Raw genomic sequence first — 18129 nt, 5'->3', positions numbered from 1 at the left:
TGAGCGGGCGCGCGCGTCACGAGCGGGCACACATCACTTCGCGGGCAGATACGCCACCCTCATGAGCGGGAGCGATACAGCATGAGCACTCTCGACATCCTGTCCGAGGACGAGCAGTTCGTCGTCCGCACGGTGCGCGATTTCGTGGACAAGGAGGTCAAGCCGGTCGCCCGGGAGCTGGAGCACACCGACACCTATCCCGCGGCGCTGATCGAACGGATGAAACAGCTCGGTGTCTTCGGCCTCGCCATCCCCGAGGAATACGGCGGCACACCCGTCTCCGCACCCTGCTACGTGCTGATCACCGAAGAGCTGGCACGCGGCTGGATGAGCCTGGCCGGTGCGATGGGCGGACACACGGTCGTCGCCAGGCTGCTGCTGCACTTCGGCACCGAGGAGCAGAAGCAGCGCTGTCTGCCGCGGATGGCCGGCGGCGAGGTCCGAGCGACCCTGGCCCTGACCGAACCGGGCGGCGGCTCGGATCTGCAGGCGATGCGCACCGTGGCCCGCAGGGACGGCGACGGCTACGTGGTCAACGGCACGAAGACCTGGATCACCAACTCCCGCCGCTCCCGGCTGATCGCGCTGCTGTGCAAGACCGACCCGGGGGCGAGTCCGGCGCACCGGGGAACCTCCGTCCTCCTGGTCGAGCACGGACCCGGTCTGACGGTCTCCCGTGACCTGCCCAAGCTCGGCTACAAGGGCGTCGAGAGCTGCGAGTTGACCTTCGAGGACTACCGGGCTCCGGCGGACGCGCTGCTCGGCGGAGTCGAGGGCAAGGGGTTCGTGCACATGATGAAGGGCCTGGAGACGGGCCGGTTGCAGGTGGCCGCCCGGGCCCTCGGGGTGGGCCGCGCCGCGCTGGAGGACTCGCTCGCCTATGCGCGGGAGCGCGAGTCGTTCGGCAAGCCGATCTGGCAGCACCAGTCGATCGGGAACTACCTGGCCGACATGGCGACATCCCTGACCGCGGCCCGCCAGCTCACCCTGTACGCGGCGCGGGAGGCGGAGGCCGGCCGCCGGGTGGACATGGAGGCGGGGATGGCGAAGCTGTTCGCCTCCGAGACCGCGATGCAGATCGCTCTCAACGCGGTCCGCATTCACGGAGGTTACGGCTACTCGACCGAGTTCGATGTCGAGCGCTACTTCCGCGACGCCCCGTTGATGATCGTCGGCGAGGGTACGAACGAGATCCAACGGAACGTCATCGCGAGCCAGCTGATCAAGCGGGGAGGGCTCGACGCGTGAACGAGACCGCGGTGCCGATCCTTCCATTATAGTTTAATGCTCAATGTCTGAGGTGGTCAGAGCGGAGCTGGTCGACTGCCGTGTGCGTCGCGGCGGTGATCTGGGTGTCCGTGCCGCTGCTGACCGATCGTCTCCAGCAGCCGGGGGACCAGGGGATTGCGGTCGTTCCCGCGCCAGGCGACGGCGACCCGGGTGCGCGCGGTGGCCGGATCGATCCGGCGGAAGGCCACGCCCTTGAGCCGGATGCGGCGGATGCTCGCCGGCGCCACGGACACCCCCAGCCCGGTCTCCACCAGGGCGCACACGGTCTGCCACTCCACCGCGTGCTGCGAGATCCGGGGCGTGAACCCCGCCTCCTCGCACAGGCCGGTGATCCGGTCGTACAGCCGGGGGCCTACCACACGCGGCAGCAGGACGAACGGCTCGTCCGCCAACTGTGCGAGCAGCAGCGCCCGTTGGGTGGCCAGGGGGTGCGCGGCCGGCAGCACGGCCACGAACGGTTCGCTGAGTACGGTCCTGAAGTCCAGCTCGGAGTCGTCGTCCGGGGGCTCCCGCAGCAGGCCGATGTCGATCGCCCTGTCGCGCAGGGCGGCGAGTTGCGGAGCCGTGGTCATCTCGTGGATGTCGAGCTCGGCCTCGGGAAACCGCTGCCGGAAGTCACGCAGCAGGCCCGGCAGGACGGTCAGGGCCAGCGAGGCGGCGAAGCCGATCCGCAGCCGTCCGGACCGGCCGCTGCCGACGGCCCGCGCCGCGGCCAGCCCGTCGGCGAGTCCGGTCAGGGCCTGCCGGGCGGCCGGGAGCAGGGCGCGGCCGGCCGGGCTGAGCGTCACGCGCCCCGGTTCACGCTCGAAGAGCGCGTGTCCGACCTTCTCCTCCAGGCGGCGGATCTGCTGGCTCAGCGGGGGCTGGGCGACGCCCAGACGTGCGGCGGCGTGGCCGAAGTGGAGTTCCTCGGCCAGCACGAGGAAAGCGTGCAGCTGCGGCAGCGGAAGTTCGGGGCGGTCCATATCCCCAGAGATATCACTCCATGCCGACGCCTGTATTAGACGTATCGACGCTGGTCACCTAGCGTTCCGGGCATGACAGAGCGACGAGCGATCCTCAGCGGCTCGGCCTTCGAGGAACAGATCGGTTACGCCCGTGCCGTGGTCGACGGCGACTGGGTGCATGTGTCCGGGACCACCGGGTTCGACTACACCACCATGACGATCTCGGACGACGTGGTCGAGCAGGCCGAGCAGTGCCTGCGCAACATCGAGGCCGCGCTCACCGAGGCGCGCTGCACCTTCGCCGACGTGGTGCGGGTGCGCTATCTGCTGCCGGACCGCGCCGACTTCGAGCCCTGCTGGCCGGTGCTGCGCCGCTGCTTCGGCGAGATCCGGCCGGCCGCGACCATGCTGGAGTGCGGTCTCGCCGACCCCCGCATGAAAATCGAGATCGAGGTGTACGCCCGCCGCAGTGCGGCTTGATCCCGGCGGCCGGACCTACGGCACCAGCCGGGCCGTCCGGCCCCGCCGCTCCAGGAGTTCGCCGCGGCGCAGCATCCGCGCCTCGCGCGGCAGCAGCCGGGGGCCGGCCACGACCAGGACCTCGCACTTGGCCCGGGCCGGGATGTGCCGGTGCACCGGCCTGCGGTGCAGCAGCCGGGCCGCCGGGCTCCGGGGCCTGGCCATGCCGATGACCAGCAGGTCGTCCGGGGACGACGCGATCGAGCAGAGCACCGGTCCCGCGGGGCCCCTGACCACCCGCCGTACGATCCGCAGGCCTGCCGGGGGGCCGCCGGCGGCCGACTCGAAGGCCCGGTCCAGCCGTTGCCGTGCCTCGTCGGCCCACAGGCGGGTCCACGAGGGCTCGGGCCAGCGTCGGTAGAGGGCCTCGCCCTCCGGCGGCTCCCAGGCTCGGACGGCCACCAGTGTGCGACCGGTTCTGCGGGCTTCCAGGATGCCGCGGCGCAACGCGGCCAGCCCGGCGAGCGAGTCGCTCACCCCGACGACGACATCTCCGGCCGGATCGCCACCTGTCGTTCCATGAGGTGCCATGACCCCCACGCTAGGAACGCCAATACCCTTGGGGCAAAGTCCAATCGCCGGAAAGTGGCCTTCTCTGCGAGCTGGGCAAAGCCTCTCTATACGGGCTGTCCGGTGGCGCCCTCCGCCCTGCCCTGTGAGCGCCGCTGCGCGGGGCGCAGGAAATCGGTCCAGCCGCCATCCGGCCGCTCGCCGACCTGAAGGGTGCGCAGTCTCCTGAGGATCGCGGGGTCCTGGGCGTCGAGCCAGTCGACGAACTGCCGGAAGGAGACCAGGCGCACGTCCTCCCGGTCGGCGATCTGCCGGAGGGCCGCCTCGGCCGCGTCCATGTAGATGCCGCCGTTCCACGCCTCGAAGTGGTTGCCGATGAACAGTGGCGCCCGGTTCGTCTCGTACGCCCGCTGGAAACCGGCCACGTACGCCTCGGTCGCCTGGGCGCGCCAGTAGGGGTAGTTGTACGAGGGCGCCCGCGTCGTGTTCTTGGACTGGTTCGCCAGCATGTTGTAGTCCATGGACAGCACCTCGAAGGTGTGTCCCGGAAAGGGGATGCTCTGCAGCGGCAGGTCCCAGACACCGTGCCGCTTCCTGGGCCAGCGTTGCAGCCCGCCGGGCGAGGAGGCGTCGTAGCGCCAGCCCAGGTCACGCACGACCGGCAGCAGGTTCTCCTGGCCGAGCAGGCACGGTGTGCGGCCGCCCACGAGTTCCTTGTCGTAGTCGAAGGGCAGGGGTGGATCGTCGTGCCAACCGGTATGCGTACGCCAGGACGTGACGAATGTACGAGCCTGCTCGATCTCCGAACGCCACTGTCCCGGTGTCCAGTTGGCCACCGATCCGGGCCCGGCACAGAAATGCCCGTTGAAGTGTGTGCCGATCTCATGTCCGTCGAGCCAGGCCTGGCGTACGTACTTCAGTGTCGCCTTGAGGTGCCCGTCGGTGAGGTAGCCGATGTCCGAGGCGCCGACCCGGTTGTTCGGCGGGTCGTAGAGCCGCTTCTTCTCCTCCGGCAGGAGATAGAGGCCGGACAGGAAGAAGGTCATGTACGCGCCGTGGGCGCGGGCGAGCTCCAGGAAGCGCGGGAACAGGCCGGTGCCCAGCTCGCCGGCGCCGTCCCAGGAGAACACCACGAACTGCGGTGGCGTCTCGCCGGGTTCGAGAGGCATGGGTGGAGCCGGCTGGTGCGGCTGCCGTCCGGTGTACGCCGTCGAGCCGTCCCCGATCAGCCGCGGTGCCCCCTGCAGGGGCGCCGACCCCAGCGGGTCGTCCAGTTCTCCGCATGCGGCAAGCGAGGCAGCGGCCACACCGAGCCCGGCACCGAGACCGAGCCGCGCCACACTCCGGCGGCTGATTCCCGTCATCGCCATCCCAACCCACGCGTCCTGTCACGACGCGTTGCGCGCCGCCTCAGCCGAAACCTCCGGCACCCCGCACCTTAGATCCGATAAACATACGAAATGATCCATTTGGTGCGGTGTGGCGCGCAATGAAGTTGCCAGGGGCCATTGGTGTCACCCGCGCGGCCCTCGGGTGGGCCGCCCCGTGCCGCCACCCGTCACGCGTGCTCGTGATGGCCTACTGCGGGCCGGCGCTGCCGATCAGCGGAACGCCGCCACATTGCGGGCCGCCCACGCGGAGAAGGGAGTCGCGGGGCGGCCGAGCAGGCGTTCCACGTCTGTGCCGACCGCCTGCTCCTGTGGGGTCGGCGCGCCGAGGACGGCGAGGGTCCCCTCGACGGCGGCGGGCGGCATGAACTGGATCATCTGTGCGCGGGCCTCCTCGCGGCTCTGTTCCACGAAGGTCACCGGCTCGCCGAGCGCGGCGGCGATCGCGGCGGCCCGCTGCCGCGGGGTGGTGGGTTCAGGGCCGGTCAGCGTGTAGGTGGCACCGTCGTGCCCGTCCCCGCGCAGCACGGCCGCCGCCACCGCGGCGACGTCGTCCGGGTCGACGAACGGCAGCGCCACATCGGCGAAGGGTGCCGCAGCGGTGCGGTGTCGGCGCACCGGCTCGGCCCAGGCCAGCGCGTTGGACGCCAGCCCGCCCGAACGCAGCACGGTGAACGTCGGCCCCGACTCGGCCACTGCCGCCTCGAAGCGTGCCGCATGCGCGTACATCTCCGGCCGAGCGGCCACCCCCTGCGAAGACAGCAGCACCACCTTGGCCGCACCCGCCGCGGTCGCCCGGCGCAGGATGCCTGCCGGATCCTCGCCCGCCACCAGCAGGAACAGTGCCTTGGCGCCCTCCAGTGCGGGCGCGAGGCTCTGCGGCTCGGCGAGATCTGCGGCGACGGCCCGCACGCCCGGCGGCATGTCCTCCTTGCCGATGCGCCGGGCGACGGCCGTCACCGCCTCCCCGGCCTCGGTCAACCCGGCGACCAGCGCGCGTCCGACATTCCCGGTGGCGCCCGTGACAACGATCATGACGACTCCCTCTAAGTGAGTTAGTTGACTAACTAAGTCCAGACGTTAGCCCGCGGAGCCGCTGGTTGTCTATCCTCAGTCAGGTGACTGACTCAGAATCCGCCGCCAGGACCGAGTCCGCGCGGCCGAGCCGACCCGGCCGGGGCGGCAAGCGCGAGCGTCTGGTGAAGGCGGCCGTCCAGGTCTTCCACGAGCAGGGTGTGGAGAAGACCACCCTCGGCGACATCGCCGGGGTGGCCGAGGTGCCGGTGGGCAATGTGTACTACTACTTCAAGACCAAGGACCAGCTGGTAGAGGCCGCGGTGGACGCCCACTGCGAGCAACTCGACGCGCTCACCGCCCGGTTGGACGCCCTGCCCGATCCGGCCGCCCGGCTGAAGGCGCTCGTCGCCGGCTGGGTCGATCAGCGCGAGACCGCGGCCCGCTTCGGCTGCCCCTTCGGCACTCTCGCCACCGAGCTCGACAAGCGTGACGACGGGTTGGGGGAGGCCGCCGCGAAGGTCATGCGGGCCCTGCTCGACTGGGTGGAGTCCCAGTTCGCCCAGCTCGGCCGCACCGACGCCGCCGCCCTCTCCGTCGAACTCGTCGCGGCCTACCAGGGCATGTCCGTCCTCACCCACACCCTGCGCGACCCAGGCCTGATGGCCGCCCAGGGCGAACGCCTGAAGTCCTGGATCGACGGGCTCGCGGCGCGCTGATCCCGCTCAGGCCGCCGCATGTCGCTGTTCGGCCGCCACCGGTACCACCGTGATGTGCTGGACGGCCCGGCTGAGGACCACCACCCCCACGACGATCAGCAGGGCACCGCACAGCTCCGGTACGAGCCACCAGCCCATGCGGATCCGCTCGCCGAACAGGGTCATGCCGAGGGTCAGGCTCACCACCGCGTCGCCGATGGTCAGCGCCGGCTGCGCCGCGGCCAGCGGGCCCGCCTGGAGCGCGTTCTCCAGCAGGAGCACGGCGGCGACCCCGGTGAGTGCGAAGCCGTACGTCTGCCAGGACCGCAGGAACGCCGTGAAGCCGTGGTCGGCGAAGGTGCCGGTGGCCGACTTCAGGAGGGCGGCGGTCAGCGCGTTGCCCGCGGCGGAGGCGGTGGCCAGGAGCGCGGCACGCCGGGCCGGCGGGCGGTCCCGGCCGGACAGCAGCACGGCGGTGGCCATCCCGCCGAGGCACAGACACAGGGCCGGGATCCAGCGGGTGAGCGGGGCATGGTCGGCGGCGCCGTGCGGGGCGGCGGCGACCAGGAGTACGGCCAGGCCCGCCACACAGCCGCCGACGCCCCACCAGCCCGAGCGGGGCAGCCGCCGGTGCATCAGCGGCGCGGCGACGAGCAGCGCGAAGGGCAGCTCCAGGATGAACAGCGGCTGGACCAGTGCGAGCGGGCCGTTGACCAGGGCCAGGCTCTGGAACAGCGCGGCGCCGACGACACCGCACATGCCGATCACCCAGAAGGGCCGGCGCACCAGCTCCGCGAGCAGCCGGAGCCCGCCGCGGCTGCTGGCGGACGCGGCCTTGCGCTGGAAGGCGGTGCCCACGGCGTTGCTCGCCGCTCCCGTGACGGCGAACGCCGCGGCCAGTTCGATCACGACCGTCTCCTCCCTGCGGGAGGCCCCTCGGAGGAGCTCCGGTTCTCTTCAGCCTACGGAAGGCGGCGCCCGGCCGCCGGGTCCGGCGCCGGGGCCTGGCTGCCGCGCGGGCTGACCACCCGCCTGGGTGGGGACACGGGACGGCCCCGCCCGGTGATCACCGGGCAGGGCCGGGCGGATCAGCTCAGGGTCAGGTCGTCGGCGTGGATCGCGCCCTGGCCGTACCAGCCATGGACGTACACCGTGACCGCGCCCGAGGCGCCGGTCGTGAACGGCACCGTCAGTTTCGACCACGATCCGGACGACGCCCATGTGCCGGCCGTCGCGCCCCCGCTGACGCCGAGGTAGGCGTACGGGCCCTGCACCCAGCCGCTCAGCGTGTAGGAGGTGTTGGGCTTCAGGGTGAGGGTCTGCGCACACTGGCCGGTCTGTGAGGCGGAGGGCGCGGTCTTCAGTGCGTGGGAGCCGCCGTGTACGGGGGAGGAGGCCACCGTGGCCCCGGTGTCGCAGGTCCACGGCGTGAGCGAGCCGGTCTCGAAGTCGCCGTTGCCGAGGACGGCCGTGCCGCCGGAGCCCTTGACCGTCAGGGTGAGCGTGGCGCTGTGCCGGGCGGAGCCCGCCGTGCCGGTCACGGTCAGGGGGTAGGAGCCGGGTGCCGTACCGGCAGCGGTCTGCACGGTGAGCGTGGAGGTGCCGCCCGCGGTGACCGAGGCCGGGCTGAGGGATGCGGTCACCCCGCTCGGCGCGCCGCTCACCGTCAGAGCGACCGTCTGTGCGCTGCCGGAGGTCACCGAGGTGTGCACCGTCGCGGTCGCGGTCGCGCCGGGGTCGACCGAGGCCGTGGCGGGGGAGAGGGAGACCGAGAAGTCGTTGGCCGGCGGGGTCGTCGTACCGCCGGTGAAGGGCGCGAAGGTGTGTGTGAAGTACCAGGTGTCCTGGGCGATGCCCGAGCAGGTGTCGGAGGCGCTGCCGCCGGGGCAGCCGCCGTTGTCGCGCTGGAGGGCCCAGAAGGAGAGGGTGTTGATGCCCTTGGCGACCGCCCAGTCGTACACGGTGGTGGCATCCGCGGTGGTGAAGGTCTCCGCCGGGCCGTAGTCGTCGACGCCGGGCATCTCGGTGACGCCGACCGTGTTCCACAGCTGACTGTCCGACAGCTTCGGGTAGAGCTGGGCCAGTTGGTCGTGCAGTCCGCTCGCGGCCGTCTCGGTGTCGGTCGCCATGTGGTGGGTGGCGCCGTCGTAGTAGTCGAACGTCATGATGTTGACGACGTCGATCTTGGCGCCCGCGCTCTTGGCGCTGCGCAGCACGGCGAGGCCGCTGTCGGCGAGCCCGGTCGTCGTGGTCGGCAGGGTGTAGGAGAACTGCACCGAGCGGCCGTTCGCGGCGGCCCAGTCCTGGACCTTCTTGATGGCCTGGTTGCGGCGGTCGATGCCGGCGGTGTTCGTGAGGGAGTTGTCCTCGACGTCCATGTCGAGCCGGGAGACGTCGTAGGTGGTGATGATCTTCTCGTAGGCGGCGGCGATGGAGTCCACGTTCGTACAGCTGTCGGCGATCTCGGTGCCGGCGTTGTCGGCCCCGTAGCCGCCGAGGGACGGGATCACGTCGCCGCCGCGCGAGCGGATGGTGGTGAAGTCGGCGCCGAAGACGGAGGTGGCGACGGGTGTGCTGGTGTCGCCGTTCCAGTACGGGGTGCAGGAGCCCTTCTTGTCGGCCTGGAGGAAGGCCATGGTCAGGTACTTGGCGCCGGAGGCCTGTGAGAGCGCGGCGGGGCTGTCGCCGTTGTAGGCCTCGAAGTAGGGGGCGAAGACGTGCGTGGGCAGCGGGGTCGCCGCGTGTGCGGTGCCCCCTGCTCCCAGGGCGAGCCCCGCGGAGGCGGCCAGCGTGGCCAGGCCTGCGAGAAGGGCACGTACGGGTCTCGGACGAGTCATCGGGTACTCCCGGATGGCGAACGACAGGCGGGCGAACGTCGTGCGGAGATGGCGCTGTGCGGCCCGGTCGGGCTATTGGTCTAGGCCATGATTGGTCTGGACCAAATGCCGGTCAAGGTGCGGGGTTCGCCTTTTACGTGTTCATGGGGGAGTCAAACGGTGGCGCCGAGGCGGGAGTTGACGGAGCGGCACCGGTCCGGCGCCGCTCGTGTCGTCGCTCTTCCGCTCAGGTGGCCCGGGTGCCGCCGCCGCGGCGGATACGGCCCAGCAGATCCCGGTGATAGGCCGCGAGTTGCCCGGCGGGCACGGGTGCGGGGCAGCCGGCGAGGGTGTACCAGGTGTCGCTGCCGGACTGCTGGACGGCGACGCGCGCACTGTGGCCGTCGGACAGCAGGATGGTCGCCACGGTCAGATCGCCGGTGAGGACGCCGGCCTCGTCGGTCAGCGCCCCGCCGGGGCCGGCGGTGACGCGGTCGATGTAACTGTTGATGCTGGGTGCGTTGTTCATGGGGCGCAGGCTTCCATCAAGCGGGCCGGCCCGCCCGGCACCGCGCAGGTGTCACCCGTGTGTGTCCCCGTGTTGGGTGTGCGTGACGGGCGCCGCCGATCTGCTCATGTGCCTCAGCCGAACAGCGGGAACCGCTCCGCAGCCGCGCCCAGCGCGGCGCGTTCGGCCTCGGTGAGCGCGGCCCGGCCGGTGCCCACGCGTGCGTAGTGCGCGTCGCTCCATTGCGGGAGCGCGGGCCGGCCGAGCAGACCGTCCAGGGTGGCGCGCACCGCGGCGAACCCCTCGGGCGCCGGTCCCGGCGCGTGCGGAAGCCGGACGGTCAGGTCCAGGTGGTGGACGGTCGCCTCCACCGCGAGGGTGGTCAGCAGGTCCCCGGCCGTCAGCACGTGTCCCTGGGTGCCGACGGGCTGTGCGGGGTCGGCCGCCTCCGCCGCCCGCACGGCCGCCGCCAGCGTCTCCAGGTACAGGCCTTGAAGCTGGCCGAAGTCGAGGAACATGCTCGCGTTCACCCGCACCCACCGCCGGCCGTTGGCCGCACCCACGGTGTCCGGCCGCCAGTCCCGCCAGTACGTCACCGCGTCCCGGTCCACCGGCTCCCGCGCCGGTGTGTGCAGGGCCACCAGAGCCCGCTGGGCGTCCGTCAGGCAATGGAAGACGAGATCACGGACAGCCCAGCCGGTACAGGCGGTCGGCAGCCACGACTCCTCGTCGCCCAGGCCGGCGACGGCCGCCGAGGCCGCCTCGTAGGCCGCGCGCACTGCCCGCGCCGGGGCGGCGGCATCTCCTGTGCTCATGCGTCCCCCTGTTCGTCCGCCGTACAGGCTGTCACACCCGGCTCGACGTCGCCGTGTCCGCGGACAGCCGTTGGGCGACGTAGATCGGGACCACCGACAGCAGGACGAGTACGGCGGCCACGACGTTCACCACCGGCGCCTGCTGCGGCCGGGTCATGTTGTCGAAAATCCAGATGGGCAGGGTCTCGATGCCGGGTCCCGCGGTGAACGTGGTCACCACGATCTCGTCGAAGGACAGGGCGAAGGCGAGCAGACCACCGGCCAGCAGCGCGGAGCGGACCAGCGGGAAGGTGACGTCGGCGAAGGCACGGAAGGTGGTCGCGCCGAGGTCCATGGCCGCCTCCTCGTACGAGGCGGCCGTACGGCGCAGCCGGGCCACCACGTTGTTGAAGACCACCACGATGCAGAAGGTGGCGTGGCCGACGATCACCGTGAACAGCCCGAGCCCCACGCCCAGCGGCGCCAGCACCGTGCTGAAGGCCGAGTTGAGGGCGATGCCCGTGACGATGCCGGGCAGCGCGATCGGCAGGACCACGACGAACGACACCGTGTCACGGCCGAAGAAGCGGTGCCGGGCCACGGCGAACGCGATGAGCGTGCCGAGGACCAGCGCGATCGCGGTGGCCCCGAGACCGGCCTTCACCGAGACCCACAGCGCCTGCCGGGCCCCGGAGTTGTGCACCGCCACCGACCACCAGTGCCAGGTCAGCCCCCGTGGCGGCCAGCTCGCACTGCGGTCGGGACTGAGGGAGTCGACGAGAACGAGCAGCAGCGGGACGTAGATCACCGCGAAACCGAGCCCGGCGCCGGTGCGCAGAGCGATGCGCGCGGTGCGGCTGAGATGCATGGCGCTCCTCTCCTCAAGGTCCTACAGGCTGTTCAGGGCGCCCGTACGGCGGATCGCCAGCAGGTACAGGACGATCACGACGACGGGTACGGTGCCGAGCGCGGCGGCCATGGGCAGGTTGAGTTCGATGTTGGAGTACACGAGGTTGCCGATCAGCTGTGTCTTGCCGCCGACGATCTGCACGGTGATGTAGTCGCCGAGGCTCAGCGAGAAGGTGAACACCGAGCCGGCCGCGACCGACGGCAGCACCATCGGCAGCACCACCGAGCGGAAAGTCCGCCCGGCGCGCGCCCCGAGGTCGGCCGAGGCGTCGAGCAGGCCGGCCGGGAGCTGTTCGAGGGCCGTGTGGACCGGCAGGATCATGTACGGCAGCCACAGGTATGTCAGGGTGAGGACCGTCGCCGGCAGGCCGAATCCGGGGCCGCTCAGCCCGAACGGCGCGAGCATCCAGTCGGCGAGGCCGCCCTGGGACAGGATGAGCCGCCAGGCGTACACCTTGACCAGATAACTCGCCCACAGCGGCGTGAGGATGGCCACCACGAGCAGCGGACGCCACCTCGGCCGGGCCACCCGTGCGGTGTAGAAGGCGACCGGGAAGGCGATCAGCGCGCACAGCGCGGTCACCGCGAGCGCCACGCCCACACTGCGCAGGATCACCTGGCGGAAGACGGGCGTGGTGAACAGCTCGTGGAAGTTGTCCGTCGACCAGACCTTCACCACCTGCGAGGTGAAGGAGTTCGTCGTCCAGAACGCGGAGACGAACAGGACCGCCAGCGAGCCGAGGTAGAGCACGGCGAGCCACAGCAGCGGGGCGGTGAGCAGGAGGGTCAGCCGCAGCCGGGGCCGGCGGTGCAGGCTCCCGGCCAGCCGCCGGACGGTTCGCCGGCCGGCGGCGGTCCTCACGTCGGTCGTCACGGCTCAGCCCTTGATCTCGGTCCAGGCCTGCACCCACTTGGCGTACGGCACGCACGTCACGTCCTTGCGGCCGTCCAGGCACTGCTCGATGGGCGTGTTCCAGAAGGCGATCTTCTTCCAGTAGCTCTCGTCCGCCGCGTGATAGACCGTGCAGAAGTTCTTGTCGCTGGTCTCGGCGCAGGCCTTGGAGTTGGCGGGGGCCTCGCCGAAGTACTCGGCGACCTCGGCGTTGACCTTGGGCGAGACGATCCAGTTCAGCCACTGGTAGGCGCAGTCGGGGTGCTTGGCCTTGCTGGAGACCATCCAGGTGTCGGACCAGCCGGTCGAACCCTCCTTCGGCACCAGCGCCTTGACCTTGGCACCCTCGGAGGCGGCGAGGTTGGCGATGACCTGCCAGGTGGTGCCGACCACCGAGTCACCGCTCTTGAAGGCGGAGACCTCCTTCAGGTAGTCGCTCCAGTATTCGCCGATGTTCTTGTTCTGCTGCTTGAGCAGGGCCACGGCCGCGTCGAACTGCTTCTGGTCGAGCGCGTAGGGGTCCTCGATCCTCAACTCGGGCTTGGTGGCCTTGAGATAGAGAGCCGCGTCGGCGATGTAGATCGGCGAGTCGTACGCGGTGACATGCCCCTTGTACCGCGAGGCGCCGTCGAAGACGGCCGACCAGGACGTGGGCGCGGGCTTGACCTTCTGGGTGTTGTACATCAGCAGGTTGGCGCCCCGGCCGTGCGGAATGCCGTACATCTGCCCCTTCACCGAGTTCCAGGCGCCGTTCTTCAGCCCGGCGAAGACGTCCTTGTAGTTGGGGACCAGGGCGGTGTTGACCGGGGCCGCGTCGCCGGAGGCGATCAGGCGCAGGGAGGCGTCGCCGGAGGCGGAGACCGCGTCGTACTCGCCGGTCTTCATCAGCTTGACCATCTCGTCGGAGCTGGCGGCGACCTTGGAGTGGACCTGGCAGCCGGTTTGCTTCTCGAAGGCGTGGACCCAGTCGGCCTTGGGGTCGTTGGAGCCGTCCTCGACATAGCCGGCCCAGGCGATCAGATCGACCTGGCCCTCCGTCTTGCCGAGCTTCGTGGGGGCCTTGAGGTCGGGCGGGTTGAGACCCGTGGCGGAAGAACCGCCGCCGGAGGAGTCGCAGGCGGCGGCGAGCAGCAGCGCGGCGGCCACGGCGGCGGTCCGGGGGATGCGGTTGAGGCGCACGACGTTCTCCAGGGGGACGTAGAGACGGGGAGGGGTCAGGAGGGCAGCCGGACGGCGTGCCGGCGGTGCCACGTCAGGCGCACCCGGGTGCCGCGGTAGGCGGCGACGTCCTCGGAGGAGGTCTCCAGGTTCTGCTGGAGAGCGGTGAGCCGGCCCCCGCCGTCGAGGTCGACCAGGAAGCGGGTGGCGTCGCCGAGATAGACCACCTCGGCGACGGTGCCGGTGGCGGTGGTGTGCTCCGGCTCGTCCGCCTCGGCGGACTCCTTCAGGACGCGGATCTTCTCCGGCCGGATGTTGTACGTGCCCGGGGTGCCGACGATGCGGTGGGCCGCCTCCCCGTCGAGCAGGTTCGAGGTGCCGACGAAGGAGGCGACGAACGGGGTCGCCGGGCGCTCGTAGATCTCGGCGGGCGTGCCGACCTGGGCGATGCGGCCCTGGTCGAAGACGGCGATGCGGTCGCTCATCGTCAGGGCCTCCTCCTGGTCGTGGGTGACGAAGACGAAGGTGATGCCCACCTCCCGCTGGATCGCCTTCAGCTCGACCTGCATCTGCTCGCGCAGCTTCAGGTCGAGGGCGCCGAGCGGCTCGTCCAGCAGCAGCACCCGGGGACGGCCGACGAGCGCGCGGGCGAGGGCGACACGCTGGCGCTGTCCGCCGGAGAGCTGGGCCGGGCGCCGCTGGCCGTAGCCCTCCAGGCGGACCTCGGCGAGGGCCTTGCGGGCGCGGACGAGCCGTTCGGCCTTCGGCACCTTGCGGACCTTCAGCCCGTAGGCGACGTTCTGCTCGACCGTCATGTGCGGGAAGAGCGCGTAGTCCTGGAAGACCGTGTGCACGTCCCGCTCGAACGGAGCGAGTCCGGTGACCTCCTGGCCGGCGAGCTCGATCCGGCCCCGGTCCGGTGTCTCGAACCCGGCGACGAGCCGGAGCACCGTCGTCTTGCCCGAGCCCGAGGGACCGAGCATCGAGAAGAACTCCCCGTCCCGGATCTCCAGGTCGACCCCGGCCACGGCGGTCGTCTCGCCGAACGACTTCCGCAGGTCCTGCAGCCGGATCGCAATTCCCTCCATGCGGGAACCTTTCTGGCGCGCTGTACGTTGACCGCAAACATATGAAGTCATAGTTCTAAGCTCAAGGTCCTCTTGGGGTAAAGCTTGAGTCAATGCACGAGGTGGTGACCGTGAGACAGCAGGAGATGGACGGCCGGGCCCGCAGAGCCGTCTTCAGCCCGGTGGACAACCGGGCCCGTGTGGACGCGGTCGTCCGCCGCATCGGCGACGCCATCGAACTGGGCCTCCTGGCCGACGGCGAGCAGCTGCCCGGCGAGACCGAGCTGGCCGCACAGCTCGGCGTCTCCACGGTCACGCTGCGCGAGGCGCTCATGGCCCTGCGGCAGCAGGGCCTGGTCACCACCCGCCGGGGCCGCGGCGGCGGCAGCTTCGTCTCCCTGCCCGAAGTCCCCGCCGACGACCGCCTCAAGGCCCGGCTGCGCGGCTGGAGCACCGAGGAGCTGCGCGACCTGGGCGACCACTGGGCCGCCCTGTCCGGCGCCGCCGCCCGGCTCGCCGCACAGCGCACGGAACCCGAGGATCTGCACCAACTCCGGCGTACCGCCGAGGAGTTGACTCGGGCCGTGGACGCGGCGGCACGCAGCAGGCTGTACGGCCGCTTCCACGTCGAACTCGCGGCGGCCGCCCAGTCCGCCCGGCTCACCCGCGAACAGGTCGCCCTGCAGAGCGAGATCGGCGCACTGCTGTGCCTGGTCCTGGGCGACGACGCATATCGTGAAGAAGTTGCGGACTGTCACCGCTCCGTGATCTCAGCCGTGCAAGATGGGGCCCACGAAACGGCCGGCACGCTGGCCGAGCGGTGCGTCAGGGCGTCGACGGCGCGGCTCGTCGCCGTACGCCTCACGCTCTGAGCGTGCCGCGCCAGGTTCCCGTCCGCTGGAGGACACCATGGGCTGGAGCCCCGGGCTCGCCGCCCTCGACACGGAGCCGGAGACGTGGGTGGCCGCGCAGGTCGGTGGTGCGCTGGAAGCCGTCTTCGAGACGGTCGCCGCCACCCGCGCCGCCACCGAAACCCTGCTCGGCCGGGTGGTCGCCGAGGACCGGCGGCCCGCCAGCGCCGACCTCGCCGCCCTGCGCCCCGGACTGCATCTGCACCTGACCCGCGAGGAACTCGTCTCCGGCGTCGGCTTCGTCGCGGCCCCCGGCCTGCTGACGGACGTACCCGCCTGGCTGGAGTGGTGGCAGTGCGGCGCCGACGGTGACGTACGCCCGCTTCTGCTCGACCTCGACCCCGGCCGGTCGGCGTACTCCGACTACACGCACTGGGACTGGTTCGCGCTGCCCCGCGACACCGGGCGCCGGGCGGTGGCCGGGCCGTACGTCGACTATCTCTGCTCCGACGAGTACAGCCTCACGCTGTCCGAACCCGTCCGGATCCAGGGCCGGTTCGCCGGAGTGGCCGCCGCCGACGTGTACCTGCGCCACTTCGAGACGGCCGTCCTGCCCCTCCTGCGGCGCCTGCCCCGCCCCGCCCACCTGGTCAACGCCCGGGGCCGGGTCGCCGCCTCCGCCGACCCCGCCCACCTGGCCGGCTCCCTCACCAAGGGCCCGGACTTCGGCGAACTGATCAGCGGGGCGCGGCCCGGCGCGTACGACGGCATGCGCCTGGTGCCGTGCCGGGGCGTGCCCCTCGTGCTGGTGCTCGCCTGACAGTCACACCGGGAGCCGATAACCATCAGCCAGTACCTGACCCCTCGTGCGCGTGCCGTCCTCGCCCTCGGCCGGGGGCTCGGCGCCGTACCGGCCCCGGGGCTCGTCCTCGGCGGGATCCTCGGCCTGCAGGGCGGGGCCGCGCTGACGACCCGTCTCTACCCCGCCGTGGGACCGGCCGGCGTCGTGACCCTGCGGCTGGCCATCGCCGCGTTCGTCCTCGGCGCACTGTGGCGGCCCCGGATCCGCGGCGATCGGACCACGATCGGCATCGCGGCTGCCGCCGGAACCCTGCTCGCCGTGCACCATCTCGCGTACTACGAGGCCGTCGCCCGGCTGCCGCTGGGCGCCGCCACCACCCTGGAGTTCCTCGGCCCGTTCGCCATCGCCCTGTGCGGTTCGCGCCGGGCCCCGACCTGCTGTGGGCGGGCCTCGCCGCCGCCGGCGTCCTCCTGCTCAGCCGCTCCGGTACGGCTCTGGACGCCACCGGCATCGTCTGCGCCACCGTCGCCGGATGCTGCTGGGGCGGGTACATCCTGGTCGGTAAACGGCTCGCCGAACGCGTTCCCGACGGCAGCGGCCTCGCGCTGGCCGTCGCCTGGGGAGCGCTGCTCAGCCTTCCCTACGGCATCACACAGTCGGGCGCCCGCCTCCTGGACCCGGGCACCCTCGCCGTCGCCGCGGCGGTCGCCGTCCTCTCCAGCGTCGTGCCGTACACCTTCCAGTTGGAGGCCCTGCGCCGCCTCACACCGCGCGCCTTCGGCGTGCTCACCAGCCTGGAACCCGCGATCGGCGCGCTGATCGGCCGGTGCCTGCTGGGTCAGCACCTCACGGCGGCCCAGTGGGCGGGGGTTGCGGCGGTGGGCCTTGCCTCGGTGGGGTCGACGCGCACGGAGAAGAGGTCAGCGGGGACGGAATCGGTGGACGATCCGGTCCGAAGCGCTCGGGAGTGAGGGAGCCGAGCCCAGCCGTGCCCTACGGCGGCCTGAATGAGCGGCGGCCGCGCACGCACGGCACGGTCATCCGGGCAGCGGGCGCACCGTGAGGGTCTGCTGGGCCTGGCCGACCGGGCCGTGCACGTCGTGCAGGACGCTGCTGGTCAGGCCAAGGCCGGTCGGACCGAAGACGACCGTGGTGTCCAGGCCGACCCAGCGGCCCGCCGGTTGCCGGTGCAGATGGATCGTCAGGTCGACGTTGGGGAACATCCACTCGGTGGGCGGGCGGCGTACGGCTATGCCGTTGGCCGTGTCGATCAGCGCGGCATAGGACGCGACCGGGCTGCACGGCTCGCCGGCGACCAGGTCGAGGTCCGTGGAGATCCAGGCCGTGGCACGGCCCGGCCGCGAGGGCTCGACCGGCCGGATGTCGATGGACGCGCAGTGGCCGCCGCGCCACGTGGAGGCCATCGACTCAGAGGCGAGGCGGTCCGGCGGGGTGAGGCGTGTTTCGGCGCCGCCGGCCACGGCGCTGGTGTCCACCTCGGTGAGCAGCCAGGCACGGGCCCGGACCACCGGCCGGTCCGCGACGCATACCACCGCTTCGAGCAGTTCGATGGTGCGGCCGGGCCGGATGGACTCCACGTGGATCTCGTACTCGTCCAGGGCGAGGCGCCCCAGGATGTCGAAGCTGATCCTGGACAGCAGCAGTCCGCTCGGCGGGCGCTCGGCACGGTACTGGTCGATCGCGTGCACCACGAGTCCCGCCAGCGGGCTGAAGTGCAGCTCGTCGGGGTCCCACGCGCCGCTCGCGTGCGGGGTGGGCTTGTAACGATGCCGGTCGATGCGCTCGAAGTAACTGGCGGCCAACGGTGCCTCTCCTCAAGGTGTCCCTGGAACATAGGGGCGTCGAGCAGGTCGTTGCACCGTACATCGGACATCCGCCGGACCACGGACCGGTCTCGATCGTCTTCATGGCCCGCCGGCACCGCCACGCGCGTCGCGCCGGCCGG

At 71.4% G+C, this 18129-nt stretch carries 20 protein-coding genes; 6 read left to right on the top strand and 14 right to left on the bottom strand.

What is annotated here, in order from left to right; all coding sequences use genetic code 11:
* The first annotated feature begins 81 nt into the window (after positions 1–81).
* The gene (locus BFF78_RS02800) at positions 82–1248 is read left to right on the top strand and encodes an acyl-CoA dehydrogenase family protein (protein ID WP_069776794.1); all 1167 of its coding nucleotides are present in this window, start codon (positions 82–84) and stop codon (positions 1246–1248) included.
* A 56-nt stretch (positions 1249–1304) separates the two neighbouring features.
* Here the strand turns inward: BFF78_RS02800 and BFF78_RS02795 are convergent, their stop codons facing one another.
* Complete coding sequence (locus BFF78_RS02795; protein ID WP_069776793.1) at positions 1305–2255, bottom strand: LysR family transcriptional regulator; 951 nt, start codon at positions 2253–2255, stop codon at positions 1305–1307.
* 72 nt (positions 2256–2327) lie between these two features.
* Between BFF78_RS02795 and BFF78_RS02790 the strand changes: the two genes are divergently transcribed.
* Complete coding sequence (locus BFF78_RS02790; protein ID WP_069776792.1) at positions 2328–2717, top strand: RidA family protein; 390 nt, start codon at positions 2328–2330, stop codon at positions 2715–2717.
* 15 nt (positions 2718–2732) lie between these two features.
* Here the strand turns inward: BFF78_RS02790 and BFF78_RS02785 are convergent, their stop codons facing one another.
* From BFF78_RS02785 to BFF78_RS02775, 3 genes are all read right to left on the bottom strand, one after another.
* On the bottom strand, positions 2733–3287 hold the full coding sequence (locus BFF78_RS02785) for a universal stress protein (RefSeq protein ID WP_079161118.1): 555 nt from the start codon (positions 3285–3287) through the stop codon (positions 2733–2735).
* A gap of 86 nt (positions 3288–3373) precedes the next feature.
* Positions 3374–4630: a polysaccharide deacetylase family protein gene (locus tag BFF78_RS02780; RefSeq protein ID WP_069783332.1), complete on the bottom strand. Its 1257-nt coding sequence runs from the start codon at positions 4628–4630 to the stop codon at positions 3374–3376.
* 237 nt (positions 4631–4867) lie between these two features.
* Positions 4868–5689 (bottom strand): SDR family oxidoreductase, encoded by an 822-nt coding sequence (locus BFF78_RS02775; RefSeq protein WP_069776790.1) that lies wholly within the window; start codon positions 5687–5689, stop codon positions 4868–4870.
* A gap of 83 nt (positions 5690–5772) precedes the next feature.
* On the opposite strand from BFF78_RS02775, the gene BFF78_RS02770 reads away from it, so the two are divergent.
* Entirely contained in the window at positions 5773–6387 is a 615-nt protein-coding gene (locus tag BFF78_RS02770; RefSeq protein WP_418346610.1) for a TetR/AcrR family transcriptional regulator, read from the top strand.
* Positions 6388–6393: 6 nt separating this feature from the next.
* Here the strand turns inward: BFF78_RS02770 and BFF78_RS02765 are convergent, their stop codons facing one another.
* From BFF78_RS02765 to BFF78_RS02730, 8 genes are all read right to left on the bottom strand, one after another.
* The gene (locus tag BFF78_RS02765) at positions 6394–7275 is read right to left on the bottom strand and encodes a DMT family transporter (protein ID WP_069776788.1); all 882 of its coding nucleotides are present in this window, start codon (positions 7273–7275) and stop codon (positions 6394–6396) included.
* Positions 7276–7454: 179 nt separating this feature from the next.
* A complete protein-coding gene (locus tag BFF78_RS02760) occupies positions 7455–9203 on the bottom strand; it encodes a carbohydrate binding domain-containing protein (protein WP_069776787.1) in 1749 nt (582 codons plus the stop codon).
* Between the two features lie 226 nt (positions 9204–9429).
* A complete protein-coding gene (locus tag BFF78_RS02755) occupies positions 9430–9711 on the bottom strand; it encodes a hypothetical protein (protein ID WP_069776786.1) in 282 nt (93 codons plus the stop codon).
* 113 nt (positions 9712–9824) lie between these two features.
* Positions 9825–10505, bottom strand: coding sequence for a maleylpyruvate isomerase N-terminal domain-containing protein (locus tag BFF78_RS02750; protein WP_069776785.1), 681 nt, complete (start codon positions 10503–10505; stop codon positions 9825–9827).
* Between the two features lie 31 nt (positions 10506–10536).
* Positions 10537–11352: an ABC transporter permease gene (locus BFF78_RS02745; protein ID WP_069776784.1), complete on the bottom strand. Its 816-nt coding sequence runs from the start codon at positions 11350–11352 to the stop codon at positions 10537–10539.
* Between the two features lie 21 nt (positions 11353–11373).
* On the bottom strand, positions 11374–12267 hold the full coding sequence (locus BFF78_RS02740; protein ID WP_069776783.1) for an ABC transporter permease: 894 nt from the start codon (positions 12265–12267) through the stop codon (positions 11374–11376).
* 3 nt (positions 12268–12270) lie between these two features.
* Positions 12271–13464 (bottom strand): ABC transporter substrate-binding protein, encoded by a 1194-nt coding sequence (locus tag BFF78_RS02735; RefSeq protein WP_069783331.1) that lies wholly within the window; start codon positions 13462–13464, stop codon positions 12271–12273.
* A 35-nt stretch (positions 13465–13499) separates the two neighbouring features.
* On the bottom strand, positions 13500–14531 hold the full coding sequence (locus BFF78_RS02730) for an ABC transporter ATP-binding protein (RefSeq protein ID WP_069776782.1): 1032 nt from the start codon (positions 14529–14531) through the stop codon (positions 13500–13502).
* Positions 14532–14641: 110 nt separating this feature from the next.
* On the opposite strand from BFF78_RS02730, the gene BFF78_RS02725 reads away from it, so the two are divergent.
* Positions 14642–15382: a FadR/GntR family transcriptional regulator gene (locus BFF78_RS02725; RefSeq protein WP_069783330.1), complete on the top strand. Its 741-nt coding sequence runs from the start codon at positions 14642–14644 to the stop codon at positions 15380–15382.
* Positions 15383–15419: 37 nt separating this feature from the next.
* Positions 15420–16181 (top strand): cache domain-containing protein, encoded by a 762-nt coding sequence (locus BFF78_RS02720; RefSeq protein ID WP_069776781.1) that lies wholly within the window; start codon positions 15420–15422, stop codon positions 16179–16181.
* Between the two features lie 3 nt (positions 16182–16184).
* Here the strand turns inward: BFF78_RS02720 and BFF78_RS47790 are convergent, their stop codons facing one another.
* The gene (locus BFF78_RS47790) at positions 16185–16490 is read right to left on the bottom strand and encodes a hypothetical protein (RefSeq protein ID WP_227025684.1); all 306 of its coding nucleotides are present in this window, start codon (positions 16488–16490) and stop codon (positions 16185–16187) included.
* Positions 16491–16573: 83 nt separating this feature from the next.
* Between BFF78_RS47790 and BFF78_RS47785 the strand changes: the two genes are divergently transcribed.
* Positions 16574–17134: an EamA family transporter gene (locus BFF78_RS47785; protein WP_227025683.1), complete on the top strand. Its 561-nt coding sequence runs from the start codon at positions 16574–16576 to the stop codon at positions 17132–17134.
* Between the two features lie 66 nt (positions 17135–17200).
* Here the strand turns inward: BFF78_RS47785 and BFF78_RS02710 are convergent, their stop codons facing one another.
* Positions 17201–17986, bottom strand: a complete 786-nt coding sequence (locus BFF78_RS02710; RefSeq protein WP_069776780.1) for a thioesterase family protein — start codon at positions 17984–17986, stop codon at positions 17201–17203.
* Positions 17987–18129: the final 143 nt, after the last annotated feature.

The organism is Streptomyces fodineus, from assembly GCF_001735805.1.
Taxonomy (GTDB): Bacteria; Actinomycetota; Actinomycetes; order Streptomycetales; family Streptomycetaceae; genus Streptomyces; species Streptomyces fodineus.
Note: the sequence above shows the minus strand (reverse complement) of the source record. Positions and strands in the feature narration are given on the sequence as shown.